This window comes from Micromonospora yongxingensis (genome assembly GCF_052601155.1).
The window spans coordinates 133,449-149,172 of the sequence record NZ_JBQXEO010000016.1; the positions used below are offsets into that span (position 1 = coordinate 133,449).

Annotated in this window: 17 protein-coding genes; 1 reads left to right on the forward strand and 16 read right to left on the reverse strand. The window is 73.9% G+C overall.

Annotated features, from left to right (window positions below):
- Positions 1-31: 31 nt before the first annotated feature.
- Both ACTWLT_RS20205 and hisD read right to left on the reverse strand, forming a co-directional pair.
- Positions 32-1,102 (reverse strand): histidinol-phosphate transaminase, encoded by a 1,071-nt coding sequence (locus ACTWLT_RS20205; protein WP_445319730.1) that lies wholly within the window; start codon positions 1,100-1,102, stop codon positions 32-34.
- Positions 1,099-2,421, reverse strand: a complete 1,323-nt coding sequence (hisD, locus tag ACTWLT_RS20210) for a histidinol dehydrogenase (RefSeq protein WP_445319731.1) — start codon at positions 2,419-2,421, stop codon at positions 1,099-1,101. Before hisD ends, ACTWLT_RS20205 begins: the two co-directional genes overlap by 4 nt.
- Positions 2,422-2,518: 97 nt before the next feature.
- Here hisD and ACTWLT_RS20215 point away from each other — a divergent pair, with 97 nt between their 5' ends.
- Positions 2,519-3,229 carry an LON peptidase substrate-binding domain-containing protein gene (locus ACTWLT_RS20215; RefSeq protein ID WP_252418449.1) on the forward strand — a complete coding sequence of 237 codons (711 nt, stop codon included), beginning with the start codon at positions 2,519-2,521 and terminating at the stop codon, positions 3,227-3,229.
- Here ACTWLT_RS20215 and ACTWLT_RS20220 read toward each other — a convergent pair.
- The 14 genes from ACTWLT_RS20220 to ftsZ all read right to left on the reverse strand — a co-directional run bounded on the left by ACTWLT_RS20220 (position 3,144) and on the right by ftsZ (position 15,688).
- A complete protein-coding gene (locus ACTWLT_RS20220; protein WP_445319732.1) occupies positions 3,144-3,992 on the reverse strand; it encodes a DUF2567 domain-containing protein in 849 nt (282 codons plus the stop codon). The two genes, ACTWLT_RS20215 and ACTWLT_RS20220, sit on opposite strands and share 86 nt — an antisense overlap.
- 56 nt (positions 3,993-4,048) lie before the next feature.
- Positions 4,049-5,758, reverse strand: coding sequence for a MinD/ParA family ATP-binding protein (locus tag ACTWLT_RS20225; RefSeq protein ID WP_445319733.1), 1,710 nt, complete (start codon positions 5,756-5,758; stop codon positions 4,049-4,051).
- A gap of 74 nt (positions 5,759-5,832) precedes the next feature.
- Positions 5,833-6,861, reverse strand: a complete 1,029-nt coding sequence (locus ACTWLT_RS20230) for a hypothetical protein (RefSeq protein WP_445319734.1) — start codon at positions 6,859-6,861, stop codon at positions 5,833-5,835.
- Between the two features lie 42 nt (positions 6,862-6,903).
- Positions 6,904-7,848, reverse strand: coding sequence for an RluA family pseudouridine synthase (locus ACTWLT_RS20235; protein WP_252418453.1), 945 nt, complete (start codon positions 7,846-7,848; stop codon positions 6,904-6,906).
- Positions 7,845-8,459: a signal peptidase II gene (lspA, locus tag ACTWLT_RS20240; RefSeq protein ID WP_445319735.1), complete on the reverse strand. Its 615-nt coding sequence runs from the start codon at positions 8,457-8,459 to the stop codon at positions 7,845-7,847. The genes ACTWLT_RS20235 and lspA overlap by 4 nt, the downstream gene beginning before the upstream one ends.
- Positions 8,460-8,523: 64 nt before the next feature.
- On the reverse strand, positions 8,524-8,943 hold the full coding sequence (locus ACTWLT_RS20245; protein ID WP_074313014.1) for a TraR/DksA family transcriptional regulator: 420 nt from the start codon (positions 8,941-8,943) through the stop codon (positions 8,524-8,526).
- A 225-nt stretch (positions 8,944-9,168) separates the two neighbouring features.
- Positions 9,169-10,668, reverse strand: a complete 1,500-nt coding sequence (locus ACTWLT_RS20250; protein ID WP_445319736.1) for a potassium/proton antiporter — start codon at positions 10,666-10,668, stop codon at positions 9,169-9,171.
- 22 nt (positions 10,669-10,690) lie between these two features.
- Entirely contained in the window at positions 10,691-10,996 is a 306-nt protein-coding gene (locus ACTWLT_RS20255; protein WP_445319737.1) for a DUF167 domain-containing protein, read from the reverse strand.
- A gap of 9 nt (positions 10,997-11,005) precedes the next feature.
- Entirely contained in the window at positions 11,006-11,677 is a 672-nt protein-coding gene (locus ACTWLT_RS20260) for a hypothetical protein (protein ID WP_445319738.1), read from the reverse strand.
- A gap of 79 nt (positions 11,678-11,756) precedes the next feature.
- On the reverse strand, positions 11,757-12,557 hold the full coding sequence (locus ACTWLT_RS20265) for a DivIVA domain-containing protein (RefSeq protein WP_252418458.1): 801 nt from the start codon (positions 12,555-12,557) through the stop codon (positions 11,757-11,759).
- Between the two features lie 44 nt (positions 12,558-12,601).
- Entirely contained in the window at positions 12,602-12,907 is a 306-nt protein-coding gene (locus ACTWLT_RS20270; RefSeq protein WP_030334503.1) for a YggT family protein, read from the reverse strand.
- Between the two features lie 30 nt (positions 12,908-12,937).
- Complete coding sequence (locus ACTWLT_RS20275; protein WP_252418459.1) at positions 12,938-13,630, reverse strand: cell division protein SepF; 693 nt, start codon at positions 13,628-13,630, stop codon at positions 12,938-12,940.
- 190 nt (positions 13,631-13,820) lie between these two features.
- A complete protein-coding gene (locus ACTWLT_RS20280) occupies positions 13,821-14,564 on the reverse strand; it encodes a YggS family pyridoxal phosphate-dependent enzyme (RefSeq protein WP_445319739.1) in 744 nt (247 codons plus the stop codon).
- An 8-nt stretch (positions 14,565-14,572) separates the two neighbouring features.
- Entirely contained in the window at positions 14,573-15,688 is a 1,116-nt protein-coding gene (gene ftsZ, locus ACTWLT_RS20285; protein ID WP_252418461.1) for a cell division protein FtsZ, read from the reverse strand.
- Between the last annotated feature and the right edge of the window lie 36 nt (positions 15,689-15,724).

A 15,724-nucleotide genomic window follows, 5' to 3' on the forward strand; every position in this document is an offset into this window, starting at 1 on the left:
GGGGCTCGCAAGCTCACTCCTCGCGCTCCCACTACACACTCTCCATTGCAGAAAGGAAGGCGTCGGTCTCGGCGGGGGTGCCGGCGGTGACCCGCAGCCAGCCGGGCAGGCCGACGTCGCGGACCAGCACACCCTGCTCCAGCAGGGCGCGCCAGGCGATGCCCTGGTCACCGCCGGTCTCGAAGAGCACGAAGTTCGCGTCGCTGTCGGCCACCCGCAACCCGCGCTCGCGCAGCGTCGCCACGATCCGGTCCCGCTGCGCCATGATCGCGCTCACCGTACCGAGCAGGGCGTCGCGGTGGGCCAGCGCCGCGCGGGCGGCGGCCTGGGTCAGCGCGGAGAGGTGGTACGGCAGCCGGACCAGCTGCACCGCCTGCACCACCGCCGCGTCGGCGGCCAGGTAGCCCAGCCGCCCGCCCGCGAAGCCGAACGCCTTGCTCATCGTCCGGGTGACCACGAGCCGCGGGTGCCCGGGCAGCACGGCGAGGGCGCTGACCGTGCCCGGCCGGGCGAACTCGGCGTACGCCTCGTCGACCACCACCATGCCGGGCGCCGCGTCGAGCACCGCGGCGACCACCGCCGGGTCCAGCGCCGTGCCGGTGGGGTTGTTCGGCGAGCAGAGGAAGACCACGTCGGGCCGGTGATCGCGGACCTCGGCCACCGCCTCGTCGGCGGTCAACCCGAAGTCGACGCCGCGCCGCGCCGGCACCCACCGGGTGCCGGTGCCGAGGGCCAGCAGCGGGTGCATCGAGTACGCCGGCACGAAGCCCAACGCGCTGCGCCCCGGACCGCCGAACGCCTGGAGCAGTTGCTGCTGGATCTCGTTGGAGCCGTTGGCCGCCCACACCTGCTCGACGGTGAGCCCGTGCCCGAGGTAGCCGGCCAGGTCGGCGCGCAGCGCCACGGCGTCCCGGTCCGGGTAGCGGTTCAGGTCGCGAAGCTCCGCCGCGAGTGCCTTGCCGATCGCCTCGACCACCGGCTCCGGCACCGGGTAGGAGTTCTCGTTGGTGTTCAGCCGCACCGGCACGTCCAGCTGCGGCGCCCCGTACGGCGACAGCCCGCGCAGGTCGTCGCGGATCGGCAGGTCGTCCAGCGTGCTCACGCCGATCCCCCCGGGAAGCGGGCCCGGACCGCCTGGCCGTGCGCCGGCAGGTCCTCCACGGTCGCCAGGGTGACCACGTGCGGGGCAACCTCGCGCAGCGCGGCCTCGGTGTATTCGATCAGGTGCACGCCGCGCAGGAAGGACTGCACCGACAACCCGGAGGAGTGCCGGGCGCAGCCGCCGGTGGGCAGCACGTGGTTGGAGCCGGCGCAGTAGTCGCCGAGCGACACCGGCGACCAGGCGCCCACGAAGATCGCCCCGGCGTTGCGGACCCGCAGCGCCCACGTCCGGGCGTCGACCGTCTGGATCTCCAGGTGCTCGGCCGCGTACGCGTCGACCACGCGCAGGCCGGCCTCCAGGTCGTCGACCAGGACCACACCGCTCTGCTCGCCGGTCAGCGCGATGGTCACCCGCTCGGTGTGCTTGGTGGCCGGAACCTGCCGGGCCAGCTCCCGCTCGACCGCCCCGACGAGCGCCTCCGACGGGGTGACCAGCACACTCGCGGCGAGCGGGTCGTGCTCGGCCTGGCTGATCAGGTCGGCGGCGACGTGCGCCGGGTCGGCGGTGTCGTCGGCCAGGATGGCGATCTCGGTCGGCCCGGCCTCGGCGTCGATGCCCACCACGCCCCGCAGCAGCCGCTTGGCGGCGGTCACCCAGATGTTGCCCGGGCCGGTGACCAGGTCGACCGGCTCGCAGCGCGCGTCGCCCGCCGGGTCGACGGCGGCGCCGTACGCCAGCATCGCCACCGCCTGGGCACCGCCCACGGCGTAGACCTCGTCGACGCCGAGCAGCGCGCACGCGGCGAGCACCCGGGGGTCGGGCAGGCCGCCGTTGTCCTTCTGCGGCGGGCTGACCACCACCAGCGAGCGCACCCCGGCCGCCTGGGCCGGCACCACGTTCATCACGACGGTCGACGGGTACATGGCCAACCCGCCGGGTACGTAGAGGCCCACCCGGTCGACGGGCAGCCACCGCTCGGTGACCGTGCCACCCGGCACCACCTGGGTGGTGTGCTCGGTGCGCCGCTGGTCGTCGTGCACGCGGCGGGCGCGGGTGATCGACTCCAGCAGCGCGGCGCGCACCTCCGGGTCGAGCACCCCCTCGGCCTCGGCGATCGCCTCGACCGGCACCCGCAGCACCTCCGGGGAGACGCCGTCGAACCGCTCACTGGCCTCCCGGATCGCCGGGTACCCATGCTCCCGGACCGCCTCCACGAGTGGCCGGATCCGCTCGACGGCCACGGACACGTCGAGCTGGGCACGGGGCAGCAGGCGGCGCGGGTCACCGAGACCACCGCGCAGGTCGATCCGACTCAGCACCCTTGCGAGTCTAGGCGGCCGGTCGGGGGCCCACCCGGGCCGCCCGTCCGTTCCCACGGTGAGCCGGGCCACGACCACCGGTACTAGGCTCGACCATGTGACCGTACGGCTGCCGGTGTTCCCGCTCGCAACGGTGCTCTTCCCCGGGTTGGTGTTGCCGCTGCACATCTTCGAGGAGCGCTACCAGGCCCTCGTCCGGCACCTTGTCGGCCTGCCCGAGGGCACCCCGCGTGAGTTCGGGGTGGTGGCGATCCAGGCCGGCTGGGAGGTCGCGGCACCGCCGGCCGGGCCGGGCGCCCGGGCGATGCCGGTCAGCGGAGACGTCACCCTGCACGAGGTGGGCTGCACCGCCGAGCTGCGCCAGGTGACCGAGCTGTCCGAGGGCGGCTTCGACATCGTCACGGTCGGCCGGCGCCGGTTCCGGATCGCCGACGTCGACGAGCGCTCCGCGCCCTACCTGACCGCCGAGGTCGAGTGGCTGCCCGAGCCGGCCGGGCCGGACGAGGTGGCCGACCTGCTCGCCGCCCGGGTGATCGCGGTGTTCCGGCAGTACCTCGGCCTGATCCGGTCGGATCCGGAGGAGATCTCCGAGCAGTTGCCGGAGGACCCCACGGTGCTCTCCCACCTGGTGGCGGCGACCGCGGCGCTCACGGTCGACGACCGGCAGCGGCTGCTGGCGATCGACGACACGGCCGCCCGGCTCCGTGCCGAGTTGCGGCTGCTCAATCGCGAGGCGGCTCTGCTGCGCGAGGTGCGGGCGGTTCCGGTGCCGCTGGCGGAGCTGGCGTCCCCTCCGACGCCCAACTGAACGGGGCCGGGTCGGGCTCCGGGCGCAGGGACGGCCAGCGCGACCAGCCGGCCAGCAGGGTGTACATGATCGCTGCGCCGAACGCCGGCAGCAGCAGGTTGCCGTGCGGCACCGGCAGCACGCCGAGCAGCCAGTCGACGCCGCCGGCCCGCAGGTCGGCGGGTTTGGTGAAGGCCCGGCCGGGCGGGGCGGTGTCCAGCAGCCGGTCGAAGGTGGCCAGGCCGATCCGCCGCCCGACCTGCCAGGCGACCGGCGCGGCGGCCAGCGCGCCCAGCACGGCGGCGAGCAGCCCGACCGGGCCGCGCCACCGGCGCAGCGCGAACCACAGGACGAGTGCCGCGAGCGCCCCGAAGGCGAGCCCCAGCAGGCTGAACCAGCCGTCCGCGGCGATCGGCTGCTCCGGCTGCGGCTGGGCGTAGATCGCCCCCTCGGCGGTCTTGAGCACCGGGGTGTCCGGCGCGAGCGCGGCCCAGAGCAGCCCGAGAAGCGCACCCAGCACGGCCAGCGTGAGCACGGTGCCGAGCACCGTCGCGGCGGCCCGCAGTGGGCGACGCGGCTGGTCGACGTTCTGCTCCGGCGAGCCCTCGTACGCGGTCGGGGACAGGGGATCTGCCGGATCGAACCCGGCCGGCGACGACGGTCGGTCCGGCGGTGGCACGGCCGTCGGCTCGGCGGACGACGGCGTCACCCCCGACGCGCCGGGCGGCGCGGGCCGGTCGGTCTCGTCGACGGGCCGCTCAGGGTCGGGGGTGTCCGTGCTCACCGGATGATCCTCTCAGGCCCCGTGGCGGGCCGGGGTGCCGGTGGCGGCAGACCAGCTCACCGGGCGAACGGCTCCACCATCATCGCCGCCGCCCGCAGCCACGCCTGCCGGGTCTCCGGTTGGAGCTGGTGGTACTCGATCGACGAGCCGGTCTCCAGCGCCGGGTCGTACGGCACCACGGCCACCCCACGGGTCCGGGTGGCGAAGTGCCGCTCCAGGTCATCCTGGAGGGCCAGGCGACCCGGCGTCGGGCAGGAGATGAGGGTGATCGCGTTGTCGGCCAACTCGCCCATGCCCTCCTCGTGCAGCAGGTCGAGCATCCAGTCGGCGCTGAACGCCGCGTCCTCACGGGGCACGGTGGTCACCACCAGCTGGTCGGCGGCCTGCATCACGGTGCGCCAGTTGGGGCTCTCCACGTTGTTGCCGGTGTCCACACAGACCACGTCGTGGGTACGCCGCAGCAGCTCCAGCACCCGCCGGACGGTGAACTGGTCCAGCCGCTGGGCGAAGCGCGGGCTCTCCTCGCCGGCCAGCACGTCGTACGAGCCGTCGGAGGCGTGCCGCAGGTAGTCGTCCAGCCGCTCCAGCAGGGTCTCCCCCTCCAGGATCTCGATCTGGGCGAGGTCGGTGATGAGGTGGCGGATGGTCCGGGCGTGCCGGGCGCTGCCGGCGCGCAGGCCGAGGGTGCCGCGCAGCTCGTTGTCGTCCCAGGCCAGCACGCCCTGCCCGCGGACACTGCCGACCGTGGCCGCGGCGAGCACGGTGGCGGTCGTCTTGTGCACCCCGCCCTTGGGATTGGCGAACGCGAACACCCGAGGGGTGCCCAGGTCCCGGCGGAGCACGCCGTTGGCCCGCTCCACCTCCGGGTCGGCACCCTGCGGGCGCCACTCGATCCGGGGCGGGAAGCCGCGCTCGGCGATCGCCGAGCCGACCGCCGGAGCGGGCGGTGGGGTGACCGGCGGCGCGGGGGGCACGACCGGCGGCGCGGGCGTGACCGGCGGCGCGGGTGCGACCCGAGGCGCGGGTGCGACCCGAGGCGCGGGTGCGACCGGCCGGGGCGGCGCGGCGGGAGGCGGCGCGGGCACGGGATAGCCGGTCTCCGGCTGGTAGCCGGTCTCCAGCAGCGCGTACCGGGACTCCGCCGGGGGGTTGCCGTTCCGGTAGCCGTTGTCCAGCAGCGCGTAGCGCGACTCGACCGGCTCGGACCGACGCGGCGGCGGCTCGGGCTCCGGCTCGGCCCGGTAAGCGGGCTCCGCCCGGTACGCCGGCTCGGCCCGATAGGTCGGCTCCGGCCGGTACGCCGGCTCGGCCCGGTACGCGGGCTCCGCCCGGTAGTCCGGCTCGGCCCGGTACGCGGGCTCCGCCCGGTAGTCCGGTTCAGCCCGGTAAGCGGGCTCCGCCCGGTAGTCCGGTTCAGCCCGGTACGCGGGCTCCGCCCGGTAGTCCGGCTCCGCCCGGTATCCCGGCTCAGCCCGGTAGGCGGGGTCGACCCGGTAGGTCGCCTCGGCCCGGTAACCGGGCTCCGCGCCGTACGACAGCTCGGCCGGATGCCCGATCGCCTGCGCCCGCCCGGCGTAGCCGTTGGGGGCCGCGCGCCGGGGCAGGTTCTCCGGCGGTGGTTCGTCGGCCGGGCGCTCGGACTCGGCCTGCTCCGCGGCACGGCCGCCCCGGGCGCGGTCCAGCAATGCCCGCCACCGCGGCGCTGGTTCGGCCGGCCGGCCCCAGCCGGTCTCACTGCCCTCCACGGCCCGCCCTCCCAGCGCCATCGATCTCCGTCTGACAGGCTACGAAGGAAACCCTATTCGGACCACACCACCGAGCGCACACCACCCGGCGCTGATCACGACGGGGTGGGTGCCAACGACGCGGAACCGGTGGCGTCCGGGGAGGTGGTGACGGTCGGCGGGGCGGACTCGGTGGGCGCCACCGACGACAACCCGGGTGACGGAATCGTCACGACCGGTGCGGGTTCCGACGATTCGCCCACCGGCGCCGAGGGCGCGGGCGTCACCGACGCCGGCTCCTCGCGCCGGTCCGGGGTCGGCTCCGGAGTCGGCCCGCTGTCGGCCGGCGGACGGACCACGTCGCGCTGCTCCGGCAGGGGCGGCGTGAACACCGTGCGGTCCAGCCGGTACACCTCGGGGGCCGGGTCGACCGCCCGCACGTCCGGCCGGGCCGCCACACCGCGCAGCAGCCCCGGCGTCGCCCGCACCACGGCCGCGTAGACGCAGGCGCAGCCGCTGCGGTACGCCTCCGCCTCGGCGGCCGCCACGTCCGCACCGCTGACGTACCGCTCGCGCAACTCCCGCTCGGCGGCGCCGTCGCCGGTCACCGCGGCGGCCCTGGCCCGGTAGTCGGCGGCCTCGGTGTCCTTGCGGGAGGCGACCTGGGCCATCCCGGCGACCACGTCGTCCGGCACCAGCAGCGCGGGAATCCGCACGATCTCGGTCTGCCGGCCGGGCAGCGGCACCCGCCCGAAGACCGTCGAGACGCCTACGTCGCCGAGCACCGCCGCGAGCCGCTGCGGTGGCAGGTACGCGTCCAGCGTGACCAGGGCGTAGGTGCCGTCCCCGCTGGCCGGCGCCGTCGTGGGCAGCGCGGCCAGGTCGGCGGCGGCGGACCGCAGGTAGCCGGGCACGGAGTCGCCGTCGACCACCCCGACCCGGGTCACCTCGCCCACCGTCCGGTCGCCGACCGGGGTGTCGTCGGCCGCCCAGACGGCGGTGGCCAGCACCGCCGCCGAGGAGACCAGAGCGGCCCAGGTGAGCACCCCGGACCGCGCCGACCGGTCACCCAGCCGGGACACGGCCCGGGTCAGCGGCGGCAGCAGCCGTTGGTCCAGCTGCCGCAGCAGGTCGCCGGCGCGCACGGGCGGGATCCCCTCGTCGGATCGGTGTCGGGCGGTCGCCGCTCAGTCACGCAGGACCTGGAGCGCGCGTTCCAGGTCGTCAGGGTAGTCGCTGACGAACCGGACCTCGTCCCCCGTTCGGGGGTGCAGGAAGCTCAGTTCGCGGGCGTGCAGCCACTGTCGGGCCAGGCCGAGCCGGGCCGAGAGGGTGGGGTCGGCCCCGTAGGTGAGGTCGCCCACACAGGGGTGCCGCAGCGTGGAGAAGTGCACCCGGATCTGGTGGGTCCGGCCGGTCTCCAGCCGGACGTCGACCAGGCTGGCCGCCGGGAACGCCTCCAGCGTGTCGTAGTGGGTGATGCTCGGCTTGCCGCCGGAGACCACCGCCCAGCGGTAGTCGTGGGTGGGGTGCCGGTCGATCGGCGCGTCGACGGTGCCGCGCAGCGGGTCCAGGTGTCCCTGCACCACCGCGTGGTAGCCCTTGTCCACCTCGCGGTACTTGAAGGCCCGCTTCAAAGCGGTGTACGCCTGCTCGCTCTTGGCCACCACCATGATCCCGGTGGTGCCCACGTCGAGCCGGTGCACGACACCCTGCCGCTCGGCGGCGCCGCTGGTGGAGATGCGGTGCCCGATCGCCGCCAGCGCGCCGATCACGGTCGGGCCCGTCCAGCCGGGGCTCGGGTGGGCGGCGACGCCCACCGGCTTGTCCACCACCACGATGTCGTCGTCGGCGTACACGACCCGCAGGCCGGGCACCGCCTGCGGCACGACGGTCGGCGGCGCGACCGGCGCGGGGAGCGTGACGTCCAGCCAGGAGCCGGCCTTGACCTTGTGCGAGTTCGGCCGGGCGGCGCCGTCGACCAGGGCGTCCCCGGCATCGACCAGGGCCGCGGCGGCGGTGCGGGAGAGCCCGAACAGTCGGGACACCGCCTGGTCCAGCCGCATCCCGTCGAGGCCGTCGGGGACGGGCAGCGAGCGGTGGTCGCCGCCGCCGGCGAACGCGGAGGTCATGCCCGCTCCCGCTGGTCGGCGCTTTGGGTGGCGCTCGTGTCGACAGGGTCGCCGTCGCGGCCGACCCGCCGGCCGTCACGCTGGCGGCCGGTCAGCTCCAGCAGCACGGCCAGCACCACGCCGCAGACCAGCGAGCTGTCGGCCAGGTTGAACACCGGCCAGACCTGGCCGTACGCGTCGAAGAGGCTGATCATGTCGACGACGTGCCCGTGGAAGGGGGCGGGCGCCCGGAAGATCCGGTCGAGGAGGTTGCCCAGCGCGCCGCCGAGCACCAGGCCGAGGGAGACCGCCCAGGGCAGCGAGCGCAGCCGTAGCGCCATCCAGACGATCCAGCCGACCACGCCGATGGTGATCAGCGGGAAGATCCAGGTGTGGTCCGAGCCGATGCTCCACGCCGCACCGCTGTTGCGGGTCAGGCTCAGGTAGACCAGGCCGCCGAGCAGCCGGACGGGTTCCCGGTCCGTCAGCGCGGCCAGCGCGAGGTGCTTGGTGACCAGGTCGGCCAGCAGTGCCACCAGGGCGACTGCGGCGAGGATCCCGACGACCCTGGGCCGGGCCCTACCTCCGCCCGGGTCGGTGCGGCCGGGTTCGGCGGACGGTGCTGCGGTCATGCGCTCCCCATCGACAGTCTCGGCGGTGATCGCTCACCGTCTCATCGCCGCCGGGGAGCGGACCTCAGCGCCGCTCCTCCAGCTGCTTGCACGTCACGCACAGGGTGGCGGACGGGAAAGCGGCGAGGCGCTCGACCGGGATCGGGTTGCCGCACCGCTCGCACCAGCCGTATCCACCCTCGTCGAGGCGCTCCAGAGCGCGCTCGACCTGCGTGATCCGTTCCAGGATGCTGTTGGCGAGAGAGATCTCCTGCTCCCGCTCGAGCGTCTTGGTGCCCGTGTCGGCCTGGTCGTCCCCGGCCGAGTCGGTCAGCCGATCGCGCTGCAGCTCGGTGATCTCACTCAGAGTCTGATCGTACTCGGCGCGAAGCTCGTCCCGCCGAGCCGCCAGCGCCGCACGGATCTTCTCGGTCTCCGCCGCGCTGCGGGTGGCCTTGGCCACCGGCTTGCGGCCGGCGGTCCTGGTGTCGGCGGGCTTCGCCATGGGTCGCTCCCTCGGCCGCGGCACCGCATGGTCCGCGGCGCCTGGTCAGGGGGCGCCAACCAGGGCGTCCCCTATGTACGAAAAGGGGCGCGCAGCGACGATGGCCGCGCACTCCGGAGGTTGGCAAGAATACGGAACGTACAGGCGTCCGACAACGTGCCGCACCGTCGCACCGCTTAAGAGCCCCTAGCCTTGCCTAACTGGGGCAAAAGGAACGCTAGCAGATCAAGGCCGCACCTCATCCCCGTACTCACCAAACCACCGGGCCAGCCGACCCCGCCGGCTGACCGCCCGCAGCCGCCGCTCGGCGGCGTCGCGCACCCCGGCGGTCGCCACGATCAACAGGCTGTCGCCGGTCTTCAGCCGGGTGTCCGGACCGGGCACGAAGCCCGCACCGTCGCGCAGCACCAGGGTGACCGAGGCGCCCAGCGGCAGCCGGAGCTCGTCGACGTGCACACCGGCCAGCCGCGAGCCCGGGGGCACCTCCAGCTGGAGCAGGTCGGCTCGCATCCGCTCCAGCGGGGCGGTCTCCACGTGGATCTCGGTGGCCTCGGCCGGCGCGGTCATCCCCAGCCGGCGGGCGAACGGCCCGAGCGTCCCGGTCTGCACCAGCGTGAAGATCACTACCAGGACGAAGACCGCGTCGAAGAGCCGCTCCGCGCCCGGCACCCGCTCGGAGAGCGGAATGGTGGCCAGCACGATCGGCACCGCACCGCGCAGCCCGGCCCAGGACAGGAACGCCTGCTCGCGGAGGCCGACCCGGAACGGCAGCGCCGACACGAACACCGACAGCGGCCGGGCCAGCAGCACCAGCGCCAGCCCGGCGACCACCGCCGGCAGGACCGCCGCGTCCAGCCGGCCCGGGGAGGCCAGCAGACCGAGCAGCACGAACAGACCGATCTGGGCCAGCCAGGCCAGCCCGTCGGCGAAGCCGAGGATCGCCTGCCGGTGCGGCAGCCGGGCGTTGCCCAGCAGCACACCCGCCACGTAGACGGCGAGGAACCCCGAGGCGTGCAGCACCGCACCGGCCGCGTACGCCAGCACGGTGATCCCCACGGCGGCAATGGGGTACAGCCCGGAGGACGGCAGCGCCGCCCGGCGCAGCGCCCACGTGCCGCCCAGGCCGACGCCAACGCCCACCGCCGCCCCGACACCCAGCTCGTAGGTGACCAACCCGGCCTCGTACCACCACGGGTGCGCCCAGCCCTCGTGGGACAGCAGCACCACCAGCAGCACCACCGGGGCGTCGTTCATGCCCGACTCGGCCTCCAGCGTGGCCACCGGCCGGGGCGGCAGGCGCAGCCGGCGCAGGGTGGCGAAGACCGCGGCCGCGTCGGTGGAGGAGAGCACCGCGCCGTAGAGCAGCGCCAGCCGCCAGTCCAGCCCGAGCAGCAGGTGCACGGCGACGCCGACCACCCCGATGCTGACCAGCACGCCGACCGTGGAGAGTGCGCTGGCCAGCCCGAGCACCGGGCGCAACGTGCTCCACCGGGCGGTCAGGCCGCCCTCCGCGATGATCACGATCAGCGCGCAGAAGCCGAGGGTCCGGGTCAGCTCGGCGTCGTCGAAGTTGATGCCCAGCCCGGACTCGCCGATCGCCACGCCCAGTGCCAGGTAGACCAGGAGACTGGGTACGCCGAGCCGGGTGGAGAGCCGAACAGCGCCGACCGCCACCAGCAGCACGGCAGCGCCGAGCAGCAGCGCGATATCCAGCCCGGGCGTCACGGTTGCCTGGCCCGGGCGTTCCTCACCCGGCGGATCCGTCGCGCAGTCGGCGCAGCACGTCGGACAGCTCGGGGCCGGGACGGTCGACGAGGAAGAGCTTGTCGCGGCTGGCCGCGCCGGTACGCAGCGACACCGCCGCCGACCGGACACCCAACGCCCCGGCCAACGCCCGGCGGGCGGCCTCGGTGGCGCGACCGTCCACGGCGGGAGCGTGCACGGCGATCACCAGGGCAGGGCCGTGCGGGCCGTCGAACCGGCCACCGACCCGGTCCCGGGACGCGCCGGGCTTCACCCGTACCGCCACGGTGAGCGTGTCCTGCGCGGGCATGGGCGCGTTTCAGATCGGCCGGGCGTCGGCGAGCAGGGCGGTGGCCGGCGCGCAGTGCCCGCACGGGGTGAAGCCGAGCTCGACGGCCTCGGCGACCGGCAGCGTCTCGGGCACCCGGCCGACCAGGTGGGGGCATTCGGCGAGGTGGTACCGGGGCCGACCGTCCACGACCTCGACGGGGTCGGGCAACCGGGCCACCCGGGCCGCCTCGGCCGGGGTGATCGGTTGCGCGGTCGGCTCGTCGTCCGCCGCCTCGGCGTCGACGCGTGGATCCCCGTCCGCTGGCGCCGCGAAGGGCGACGCCGGACTGACGGGTGCGGCAGGGGACGTCTCGTGGTCGGCCGGCGGCTCGGGTGGTTGCCGCCACCCGGTGCCGCCGGTTCCGACCGTCGTGGGCACGTGCTGGACCGGCACGTCCGGCTCGACCAGCGGTGGCCCGTACGCGACACCCGGTCCGGCCTGGTTGGCCGTGCGGGGCGTTGCGGGATGCCGCCGGCCGGCCTGACCGGGCTCCGCCGTCGCGCGGTTGGCGGCTGCCTGGCGGGCGCCCACCACCAACGCCACGGCGGCCAGCAGACTGGCCGCGATGGAGATGACCAACATGACGCTGGAGCCACCGGCCAGGCCGAGCACCAGCAGCACCACCGCGACGAGGATGAGCAGGAGACTTGCGACTATCACGGCTCACCCCCGCCGCGTCGTACCGTCCAGGCGGGGCCGGCGACCGTCACCATCGGCGGACGCGATCGCCGGCCGGTGCTCAGCGTCCGGCTTCGAGGGCGCCGGAGCGCCCGCCGCCGTACGAACCGGCGAGACCCGCGGCGGCCAGCCCGTTGCCACCGGCAACCCGGCCTGCCTCGGAGCGGGTCATCTCGGCCTCGAGGCCCTGGCCGCGACCGTCGAGGTCACGCAGCTGGCTCTCCAGGTACGCCTTGAGGCGGGTGCGGTACTCGCGCTCGAACTGCTTGAGCTCCTCGATGTGCTTCTGCAGCGCCGTGCGCTTGGCGTCCAGGCCGCCCATGGCCTCCTGGTGCCGCTGGCGGGCGTCCCGCTCGAGGGCGTCGGCCTTCGCGCGAGCCTCGCGGGTCACCTCCTCGGCCTTGCCGCGTGCCTCGGACAGGAGCTGGTCGGCCTCGCGGCGGGCGTCGGACACGTGGTCGTCGGCGGTGCGCTGGGCCATCATCAGCACCCGGAGAGCCTGCTGCTCACCGTCACCGGTGACCGCCGGGCCGCCGGTCGCGCGGACCTGCTCCAGCTCGGCCTGCATGGCGCGGGCGGCCTGCTCGGCCGATGCCTTGTCGCGCTGCACCCGGTCGAGCTGGGCCTTGACGTCGTTGAGCTCCGCCGCAAGTCGGGCGTCGCCGCCGGGGCCGGCGGGGGCACCGCCACGGCCGCCGCGCTCCACCTGGGCGCGCAGCTCGTTGTTCTCCTCGATGAGACGGGCGAGCTCGCGCTCGACCTCGTCCAGGAAGGCGTCGACCTCCTCCTCGTCATACCCCCGCTTGCCGATCGGCGGCTTTTTGAAGGCGACGTTGTGGACGTCGGCCGGGGTCAGCGGCATCGAAACTCCTCGGGTCAGTTGCGGCCGCGAAAGCGCGTCGGTCATCAGGCAGATGCCCTGATCGACGGCCCTAACACGAACTCCATCAGCACGAACAGGATAACCAGGAGCACAAGGGAGGCCAGGTCGATGCTCACGGTACCAATTCGCAGCGGAGGGATCACACGCCTCAACGCGTTGAGAGGGGGATCAGTGACGCTCCACACGGATTCCAGTCCTGCCGATGCTCCACGCCCCGGTTGCCACCGGCGGCCGTACTGCAGGACGGCGCTCAGCACGAACCTGGACAGAAGAAGGAGCAGGAAGACATAAAGGATCAGGTACAACACTTGCAGTAAGATCGACAACACGGTCAGCGACGTCCCTCGGGTCGGGCGGGATCAACTCAGACTGAAAAAGCCGCCCTCAGCGATCTTGGCCTTGTCCTCCGCGGTGACCTGGACATTGGCCGGTGAGAGCAGGAACACCCGATTGGTCACGCGCTCGATCGTACCGCGCAGCCCGAACGCCAGACCGGCGGCGAAGTCAACCAGACGGCGGGCGTCGGCCTCATCCATTTCGGTGAGGTTGATGATCACGGGAACGCCGTCACGGAAGTGCTCACCGATGGTGCGCGCCTCCCGGTAGGTGGTCGGGTGCAGCGTCGTGATCTGGTAGCGCTGCTCCTCCTCGGGCACCGCACGCTCACGCACGCTGGCCTGCGGCGCGAGGGCGAGGTTGTCCCGGGTGTGGTAGGTCAACGCGCCGGAGGTCTCGCCGGCCGACGACCGGGTGATCGACCGGACGCTGGACCGCTCGGCCCGCTCCGGACGCTCGCCGTCGCCCCGGTCGGAGTCGCCGAGCCGCCCGTTCGCACGCTCGGAGAGCCGACCGCGCTCACTGGCCCGCGGCCGGGGAGCCGGTGGCTCCTCGGCGTCCTCGTCGTCCTCGTCAGCGAACTCCTCGGAGTACCGGCTCTGCCGGTACCGCGAGTCGCGGTAGCCACCCTTGTCGTAGCCACCGTCGTCGTAGGCCCGCTCGTCGTCCTCTTCGACCAGACCGAGCCAGACCCCCGCCTTGCGCAGTGCACCCATCCCGCGCCCTTCCGTCCGCCGTGCGGCACGCGCCCCCGTGCCATGTCGCCCGTCGCGAGTGGACAACCATGCCCATCGGACCGGAACGGCAATCCCCTGGCGCGCGATTCGCGTCGCGCGCCACGACCCCCGACAAGGAGACGCCGTCCCTGAAACAACACTGATGTAATTTGCTTCTTTCGCGGTCAGGCTACCGCAGCGTGGGGCGCATTCCGAGTAACGCGCTACCGACGCGGACATGTGTCGCGCCGTATCGGATCGCGATTTCCAGGTCGCCGCTCATTCCAGCGGACAACGCGCTCGCTCCCGGGTGGACCGCGCGAAACGCCTCGGCCACCTCGGCCAACCGGGCGAAGGCCCGCTCCGGCGCCCAACCCAGCGGCGCCACCGCCATCAGGCCGGCGAGCCGCAGCGCCGGCGAGTCGGCCACCGCCTCGGCCACCGGCTCCAGCCCGACGCCCGGGTCGGCCGAGTCGGGCAGCGCGCCGCCCCGGGCCGGGTCGCCGTCGATGCTCACCTGCACCAGGGCGGCCAACGGTCGCTCCCGGTCGGCCGCAGCCGTGCCCAGCGCCCGGGCCAGCCGGACGCTGTCGACGGAGTGCACCACATCGGCGTACCGGACCACCGAGCGAGCCTTGTTGCGCTGCAACTGGCCGATGAAGTGCCAGCGCGGGCTCACCCCGGCCGCGGCCACCTCGGCGGCCTTGCCGGCCGCCTCCTGGTCGCGGTTCTCCCCCATGTCGGTCACCCCGAGCCCGGCCAGCGCCAGTACGTCGCCGGCCGGGTAGGTCTTGGTCACCGCGATCATCGTGACCTCGGCACGGTCCCGGCCGGCGTCGGCGCAGGCGTCGGCGATTCGGGCCCGGACCTGGGCCAGGCCGGCCGCGAGTTCGGCACGCCGGTCGGGTCGTACCGTGGCTGAGCTGTCGGTCACGGCGGTGCTCAGGACCCGTTCTTGAGGAAGTCGGGCACGTCCACGTCGTCGAAGAGCACCCGGCGCGGGGACTGGGTCGGTGCCGGCATGGTGACCGGCGCCGCCACCGGAGCGCTCTGCGGCGCCGGCTGGTTGGTGTTGGTCTTGCGGGCCGGCTCGGCCGCCTTGTAGGCCGGGGTGCCCCCGTCGAAACCCGCCGCGATGACCGTCACCCGCACCTCGTCGCCGAGCGCGTCGTCGATCACCGCGCCGAAGATGATGTTGGCGTCCGGGTGGGCCGCGTCGGTGACCAGCTGCGCCGCGTCGTTGATCTCGAACAGACCCAGGTCGGAGCCGCCGGCGATGGAGAGCAGCACGCCCCGCGCGCCGTCCATGCTCTGCTCCAGCAACGGGCTGGAGATGGCCGCCTCGGCCGCCTCGACGGCGCGGTTCTCGCCGCGGGCGCTGCCGATGCCCATCAGCGCGCTACCGGCGCCGCTCATGACGCTCTTGACGTCGGCGAAGTCCAGGTTGATCAGACCCGGGGTGGTGATCAGGTCGGTGATGCCCTGCACACCGGAGAGCAGCACCTGGTCGGCGGTGCGGAACGCGTCCATCATGCTGATGCCGCGGTCGCCGAGTGCCAGCAGCCGGTCGTTCGGAATGACGATCAGGGTGTCGCACTGGTTGCGCAGCTCGTCTATCCCGGTCTCGGCCTGCACCTGGCGGCGCTTTCCCTCGAAGGAGAACGGCCGGGTCACGACGCCGATGGTCAGCGCGCCGAGCTTGCGGGCGATGTTCGCCACGACGGGCGCGCCGCCGGTGCCGGTGCCGCCGCCCTCGCCGCAGGTCACGAAGACCATGTCGGCGCCCTTGAGCACCTCCTCGATCTCGTCGCGGTGGTCCTCGGCGGCGTTCTTGCCGACGTCCGGGTTGGCCCCGGCGCCCAGTCCACGGGTCAGCTCGCGGCCGACGTCGAGCTTGACGTCGGCGTCACTCATCAGCAGCGCCTGGGCATCGGTGTTGATCGCGATGAACTCGACGCCCTTGAGCCCAACCTCGATCATCCGGTTGACGGCGTTGACGCCGCCACCCCCGATGCCGACGACCTTGATGACCGCCAGGTAGTTGTGCGGAGGTGTCATCTCCGGTCCTTTCCCTTCGAGATTGGCTTCGGCCGA

Bases quoted from the DNA above. Each gene is read 5' to 3' on its own strand.
- ftsZ (WP_252418461.1), bottom strand. From the start codon at position 15,688: ATGACACCTCCGCACAACTACCTGGCGGTCATCAAGGTCGTCGGCATC.
- ACTWLT_RS20275 (WP_252418459.1), bottom strand. From the start codon at position 13,630: ATGGGTGCACTGCGCAAGGCGGGGGTCTGGCTCGGTCTGGTCGAAGAG.
- ACTWLT_RS20235 (WP_252418453.1), bottom strand. From the start codon at position 7,848: ATGACCTCCGCGTTCGCCGGCGGCGGCGACCACCGCTCGCTGCCCGTC.
- ACTWLT_RS20225 (WP_445319733.1), bottom strand. From the start codon at position 5,758: ATGGCGCTGGGAGGGCGGGCCGTGGAGGGCAGTGAGACCGGCTGGGGC.
- lspA (WP_445319735.1), bottom strand. From the start codon at position 8,459: ATGACCGCAGCACCGTCCGCCGAACCCGGCCGCACCGACCCGGGCGGA.
- ACTWLT_RS20265 (WP_252418458.1), bottom strand. From the start codon at position 12,557: ATGCCGCTGACCCCGGCCGACGTCCACAACGTCGCCTTCAAAAAGCCG.
- ACTWLT_RS20245 (WP_074313014.1), bottom strand. From the start codon at position 8,943: ATGGCGAAGCCCGCCGACACCAGGACCGCCGGCCGCAAGCCGGTGGCC.
- ACTWLT_RS20255 (WP_445319737.1), bottom strand. From the start codon at position 10,996: ATGCCCGCGCAGGACACGCTCACCGTGGCGGTACGGGTGAAGCCCGGC.